The sequence below is a fragment of the Campylobacter sp. 1569 genome (assembly GCF_024723675.1).
GTDB classification, from domain to species: domain Bacteria; phylum Campylobacterota; class Campylobacteria; order Campylobacterales; family Campylobacteraceae; genus Campylobacter_D; species Campylobacter_D jejuni_C.
The window spans coordinates 1-5,441 of record NZ_JANQDB010000026.1; the positions used below are offsets into that span (position 1 = coordinate 1).

Here is a 5,441-nt window from a genome sequence, read left to right on the forward strand (position 1 = left end):
GATAAAATCAATTACTCCTATGATATTTTTATCATCATAAACTAAAAAATATTTTTTAGTTGTATCCGTTTTTAGACTAGATAAAAAACTTAAGTGCTCTTTTAAAGTGATATTTTGCGTTTTCATAAATTTAGCAATATTTTCATCATTACGCCATTTTAAAACAAGCTCGATTTCTTCTTGAGTTAAATGGATAAAATCTTTTAAAACTATCATATAAAACTCTCCACTTCATAGCCTTTTTTAACAAGCCATGTTGCAAGTTTTTCTTGATTTTTAGCATAAGCTATAGCTTTAAAATTTGCTTTTAAAATTAAAGCTTCGTTGACTAATGAACTTGCACTAATGATGAGTTTTTTGCTTTCATTCATTAATCTAGCAAGATTAGAATAGTCTATTAGAATTTGTATATTAGGATTTTTTTGGCTTAATTTTTGAAGCGAGTTTAGATGTGAATTTGCTTTTGTGGTAGCTATGATGATGGTTTTATTTTTATTTAGTTTATTTGCTATATCAAAGGAAATATTTTTTGGATCACTTCCCCCTATACAAATAAAATAATCATAAATTTTTTCTCTTTTTATCTTACTTTCTTCATAAAACTCATCGCGTATTAGAGCATAGGAAAAGCCACATCTTAGTTCACAATACTTTGGTACTAAATTTTCATAATCACTTTCTTTAGCATAGGCATTGACATTTAGTAAAATATCGCAAAAATGTTCTTTTATCTCATCATCAAAACTGAGAATTTTAATTCCTGTTTCTAGTTTGATGAGTTTTTCATCATCTGCAGTGATCTCATAATGATCGATGATTAAAAGATCAAATTTTTCTTTTTTGATGAGATTGATTAGCTCATATATGCTAGCACTTGTTAGTTCGTATACAGGATAAGGAATTTCATCTATTAAAGAGCCTTTTAGTGGTAAACAAGCAAAAGATATATCATGGTATTGTTTGGCTAATAAAAGATCTCTTTTAATGTGTCCATGCCCTATAGTGCTAGAACTATCGCTTCTAAAAAGAACTTTCATATATTATACTCGTTAATTTTGATACATTCTTGAAATTTTACACAAGGATTTTTTTCGTTAAATAAAAAGTCTAAAATTCCCAAATAAGCTATAAAATTTGTACCTAATTGAGTATAGGTTGGATGGATAAAATCAAAATATTCAATTTTTATATTTGCATTTTTAAAAATTTCTTTTGCTGTATCTTTCTCAAGATAATTTTTTGATCCTTCTGGAGAAAGATAATAATCAGCTTTTAGTGTTTGGCAAATTTCAAGTAGTAATTTTTCTTTTTTTTCATTTTTTAAGTTTAAAGAAGAGCTTTGCAAAATAGGTGTTTTGATATTCAAATGCTCGCAGTAAATTCTGATTAATTCCATATTAAATTGCACCAAATGCGTATGTTTAAATAAAGCTTTTTTTAAGACACTGTAATATTTTTCAAAATTAGCACTTTTAGAATATGCATGGTAAATGGTTTTTAGAAATTTAAATTTCCACTTTTCATCTTTTTCAAATAAAATATTTTGAAGCGATGTTTTTTGTGGTGCTTTTTGTAAGTTTAGTCCTAGTAAAAAGGTTTTATCTTGTAATTTGATTTTGTTTCTATTTTGCCAAGATCTGCGTTCAAACTGAACATTATCTAAAAAGACAAAAGTATCAACACTTTGTATCATATATATATAGCCAAGCCATGGGTTGAAGGTTGGCTGCATGATGGCTATTTTCACTTAATTTTTCCATAAATTACAATATCGCTATCATTAACTAATCTTTCATCTTCTCCCATGATATTGGTATTCTCATAAGTAAGTACTTTAAAATCATATAAATTTAAATATTCTTTTAAAATTTCTACAAGTTCGTATTCTTGGTAGAGAGTGTTTATACATCCAAGCTCTCCTGTAGTGTTATCATTTGTGATTTTAAAACAATTATGAGCTATTTTTTCTCCATAACCATATCTATAATCTTTTATACTTCTTGTTCTTAAAAAAAACAAAGCATTTTCTTTATACATAGAGTTTTCTTTAGAAATTTTTAATAATTTTAAAAAATCTTCTTTCAAAAGATAGTTAATCACATTAGGAATCATAAAAATATCTGCATTAAGATTTGGATTTTTTAAAGGAAATTCTAAAATATTATCATGAAAAAACTGATAGTTTTTACATTGGATTATTTCTTTGAAATTGTAATTAGCGTTGTTGATATTTTCTTTGTTTAAATCAACCCCGATACATTCATAATCATAATTTGCAAATAAAGAAAGATTATTGCCGTTAGAACAGGCAAATTCTAAAACTTTTTGGTTGCTTTTTTGATGTAGTCCTTGTTTAAAAAAGAATTTAATTACCGCTAAATCTGGAAATTTTAAGCCTTTTAAATCTCTTAAGTACATTTTCACTCCTTAGTGATTTTTCCATAGATGATTATATCGCTATCTTTGATATAAACTTTATTTTTTATATTGATATTTTCACTTGTGATAACTTCAAAATCATATAAATTTAAGTTTTCTTTTAAAATTTCTACAAGTTCGTGTTCTTGGTATGCTGTGCAAAGACAATTTTTCTCGCCACTAAATTCATCATAGCTTAAAATAAAACTATCGTTTTTTAATCTTTCTCCAAGTCCATAACGATGATCTTTAACGCTTCTTGCTCTTAAGAAAAAATAAGCATATCCTAATTTATTTGTTTGATATAAGTTATTTTGTTTTGCATCTTGCAGTAAATTTTTAAATTCATCTTTGCTAATGTAATTAATTACATTAGGTATTAAAAATACATCTGCATTTATATTTTGATGATTTTTAGCAAAATCAAGCATATTTTCATTGAAAAAATTTGCCTTTTGATAATGCATAATTTCTTTAAAATTATAAATAGCATTTTCATGATTTTGTTTGCTAAGTTCTACGCCAATACACTCATAATCATAATTTGCAAATAAAGAAAGATTATTACCATTATGAGAGGCAAATTCTAAGACTTTTGCATTTTTTAAGGTATCAAGCTTGTTTTTAAAAAACCATCTTACAAGCTCCATATCAGGATACTTAAAACCTTTGATTTTATTTATAAACATTTATTACCTTTGTGAAACTGATATAGTATTTTAGCAAATTCTAAGTCTTCAAAGGTATCAATATCACAGATTTTATTCCTTGGAAGTAAAAAAGCTTTAGAGTGAGGTTTAAACATAAAATCTTCTTCTAGCCACGCTTTTTTTTTGCCAAAGTAAAATGCACCACCATCATGATAAGCTTTGGTAAGATCTTGTGAGCGTTTGTTATAGTTTGATTCATCAAACATATAAACTTTATTTTGTTCATCAAGGTAAAAACCTCTTTGTATAGGGTATTCAAACTCACAAGCTGAAAATAAAAATTTACATTCTTCCTGACTAAATTGCTCAAAAGCTTCTTGTAAAATAAACTCATCTATAAGTGGTGCAGTAGCGTATAAACAGCACACATTTTTATAGTTCTTACCTTGCTCTTCTAGGGTGGTGATGGCATTTTGGATTACAGCGGTTGAGCTTGCATAATCATCACTTAGTTCTTTTTTACGTACAAAAGGAGCTTTGGCTCCGTATTTTAAAGCTACTTCAATGATCTCATCATCATCGCTTGAAATGATCACATCATCAAAAATACCCGAATTTAAAGCACTTTCTATGCTATAAGCAATCAAAGGTTTTCCTAGAAAATCAATGATATTTTTTCTAGGAATACGTTTAGAACCACCACGCGCTGGGATAATACAAAGATTTTTCATAGTATTAAAATTTTAAAGTTCCTCCACCATTGATAATAAATTCTTGTCCAGTAAACCATCTTGATGCATCGCTAAGTAAAAAACAAATAAGATTTGAGGTATCATCCATTGTCCCAACACCTAAAGGATATCTTGAATTTGCAATAGCAACATAATCTTTTCCTGTTGCTGTATCAGAAACATCAATCATTGGGGTTAAAACAAGACCAGGGCATATAGCATTGATTCTATATTTTGGGGCAAATTCTAAAGCAAAGGATTTTATAGCAGAGACAACAGCTCCTTTACTAGCTGCGTAGTTTCCAAGTCCAGCTCCAGGTTGTATAAAAGCAGCAGAGCTTACCCAAACAAAACTAGAACCATCTTTGCTTTTAGCTCTTTTGTCGCTTAGGCCCTTTAGAATTTGCAAATTTCCAAAGTAATTAATATTAAATAGTTTGACTCCGAAATTAGCAAAATTGGGAGCACTTAAAGGCATGGTATTTACTGCTCCAGCACTTAATAAGCAACCATTAAATCCCCCGTGTTCTTTAGCAAGTTCTAAAGTCCATTTGTCTAGATTTTCAAAATTTGATAAATCTTTTGAGATTGTGATAAAATCATCAGGGTTTTTGGCTTGTTCTTTTTGAGCTAAAAGCTTATTTTCATCTCTACCTATGGCAATGATTTTGGCACCAAGCTCATTTAGCATTAAAGCAGCATGAGCTCCCATGCCACTACTAGCTCCGGTAATGACATAGCTTTTATCTTTAAATAGATTTTCTTTAAAAATCATATCAAGACTCTAAATGTTCGCTAGGTATTAGAGTGATAAGATCATTTATATTTTTACACTCTCTTAGTGTTTTACCTGGTATATTGACATTAAAAAGATGGTTGTATAAGGCTATAACAGAGATTAATCCTAAACTATCATATTCTTCAATATCTTCAAGATTTGCATCTATTGATAATTTATAATCAAGCTGTAAAGCATCCTCTAAGTGTTCTAAAAATTTTTCTTTTGTCATTTTTTTATCCTTTCTTATAAATTTGAGTTTGTTTGCACCAAAAGTTTTGATCTAGCTCTAATATAGCATTTGCCCAGCCAAGTCCAGCTCCAAAACCACCTAATTCTATTTTAAGCTTTTTACTTAAAGGGTTTGCAATGGTGTTTAAGGTATCGCAAATGGTAGCTGGTATAGAAGCTAGGCTTAGATTTGCATAAAGGCTGATGATATTATTTGGTGTTTTGCTCGGGTTTAGTTTTAATCTATTTATGATTAGATCTATCATTCCTTTATTTGCTTGATGTAGGAAAATATAGTCTAGATCCTCTTTTTTACACTTTGCGTATTCTAATATAGACTCAAAAGCTTCAGGTTCTTTTTGTGTAGCAAAGTTGAAAATATTTAATCCGTTCATATATACTTGTTTAGGCTTGTTATTATACCATTCAGGTTCATCAAATTCGTGTGGTTTTGGAGTTTTATAAGCACCAAAAGGGACAAATAGGTCTTTTACACCTTTTCCATTATTATTGAGTTCAAAGAAACTTTGTGTTTTTTCTTGGGTGTATTCAAGCAAGCTAACACTTAATCCATCACCACGAATTCTAGTATGATGTTGAGGAGCATCTTTTTCTATTTTAGAGCAAGTATTT

The 5,441-nt window shown here is 28.8% G+C and carries 8 protein-coding genes and 1 pseudogene; all 9 read right to left on the reverse strand.

Features of this window, described 5'->3' with window-relative positions:
* Window positions 1–216: pseudogene (locus tag CAMP5060_RS07875) on the reverse strand (UDP-4-amino-4,6-dideoxy-N-acetyl-beta-L-altrosamine N-acetyltransferase); the annotation flags it as partial.
* Window positions 213–1,037, reverse strand: a complete 825-nt coding sequence (gene pseG / locus CAMP5060_RS07880) for a UDP-2,4-diacetamido-2,4,6-trideoxy-beta-L-altropyranose hydrolase (protein ID WP_087700236.1) — start codon at window positions 1,035–1,037, stop codon at window positions 213–215. The gene pseG and the pseudogene CAMP5060_RS07875, both read right to left, overlap by 4 nt.
* Window positions 1,034–1,747 (reverse strand): WbqC family protein, encoded by a 714-nt coding sequence (locus tag CAMP5060_RS07885; RefSeq protein WP_192866638.1) that lies wholly within the window; start codon window positions 1,745–1,747, stop codon window positions 1,034–1,036. Before CAMP5060_RS07885 ends, pseG begins: the two co-directional genes overlap by 4 nt.
* Window positions 1,744–2,418, reverse strand: coding sequence for a class I SAM-dependent methyltransferase (locus tag CAMP5060_RS07890; RefSeq protein WP_087700234.1), 675 nt, complete (start codon window positions 2,416–2,418; stop codon window positions 1,744–1,746). Before CAMP5060_RS07890 ends, CAMP5060_RS07885 begins: the two co-directional genes overlap by 4 nt.
* 2 nt (window positions 2,419–2,420) lie before the next feature.
* Window positions 2,421–3,107 (reverse strand): class I SAM-dependent methyltransferase, encoded by a 687-nt coding sequence (locus tag CAMP5060_RS07895; RefSeq protein ID WP_337218183.1) that lies wholly within the window; start codon window positions 3,105–3,107, stop codon window positions 2,421–2,423.
* Window positions 3,098–3,799 (reverse strand): pseudaminic acid cytidylyltransferase, encoded by a 702-nt coding sequence (gene pseF, locus CAMP5060_RS07900; RefSeq protein ID WP_337218184.1) that lies wholly within the window; start codon window positions 3,797–3,799, stop codon window positions 3,098–3,100. Before pseF ends, CAMP5060_RS07895 begins: the two co-directional genes overlap by 10 nt.
* 4 nt (window positions 3,800–3,803) lie before the next feature.
* On the reverse strand, window positions 3,804–4,574 hold the full coding sequence (locus CAMP5060_RS07905) for an SDR family NAD(P)-dependent oxidoreductase (RefSeq protein ID WP_337218185.1): 771 nt from the start codon (window positions 4,572–4,574) through the stop codon (window positions 3,804–3,806).
* Between the two features lies 1 nt (window position 4,575).
* On the reverse strand, window positions 4,576–4,809 hold the full coding sequence (locus CAMP5060_RS07910; protein ID WP_337218186.1) for a phosphopantetheine-binding protein: 234 nt from the start codon (window positions 4,807–4,809) through the stop codon (window positions 4,576–4,578).
* 4 nt (window positions 4,810–4,813) lie between these two features.
* On the reverse strand, window positions 4,814–5,441 hold a 628-nt coding region (locus CAMP5060_RS07915), incomplete at its 5' end, for a 3-oxoacyl-[acyl-carrier-protein] synthase III C-terminal domain-containing protein (protein ID WP_337218187.1).

Bases quoted from the DNA above. Each gene is read 5' to 3' on its own strand.
- CAMP5060_RS07910 (WP_337218186.1), bottom strand. From the start codon at position 4,809: ATGACAAAAGAAAAATTTTTAGAACACTTAGAGGATGCTTTACAGCTT.
- CAMP5060_RS07905 (WP_337218185.1), bottom strand. From the start codon at position 4,574: ATGATTTTTAAAGAAAATCTATTTAAAGATAAAAGCTATGTCATTACC.
- CAMP5060_RS07895 (WP_337218183.1), bottom strand. From the start codon at position 3,107: ATGTTTATAAATAAAATCAAAGGTTTTAAGTATCCTGATATGGAGCTT.
- pseF (WP_337218184.1), bottom strand. From the start codon at position 3,799: ATGAAAAATCTTTGTATTATCCCAGCGCGTGGTGGTTCTAAACGTATT.
- pseG (WP_087700236.1), bottom strand. From the start codon at position 1,037: ATGAAAGTTCTTTTTAGAAGCGATAGTTCTAGCACTATAGGGCATGGA.
- CAMP5060_RS07890 (WP_087700234.1), bottom strand. From the start codon at position 2,418: ATGTACTTAAGAGATTTAAAAGGCTTAAAATTTCCAGATTTAGCGGTA.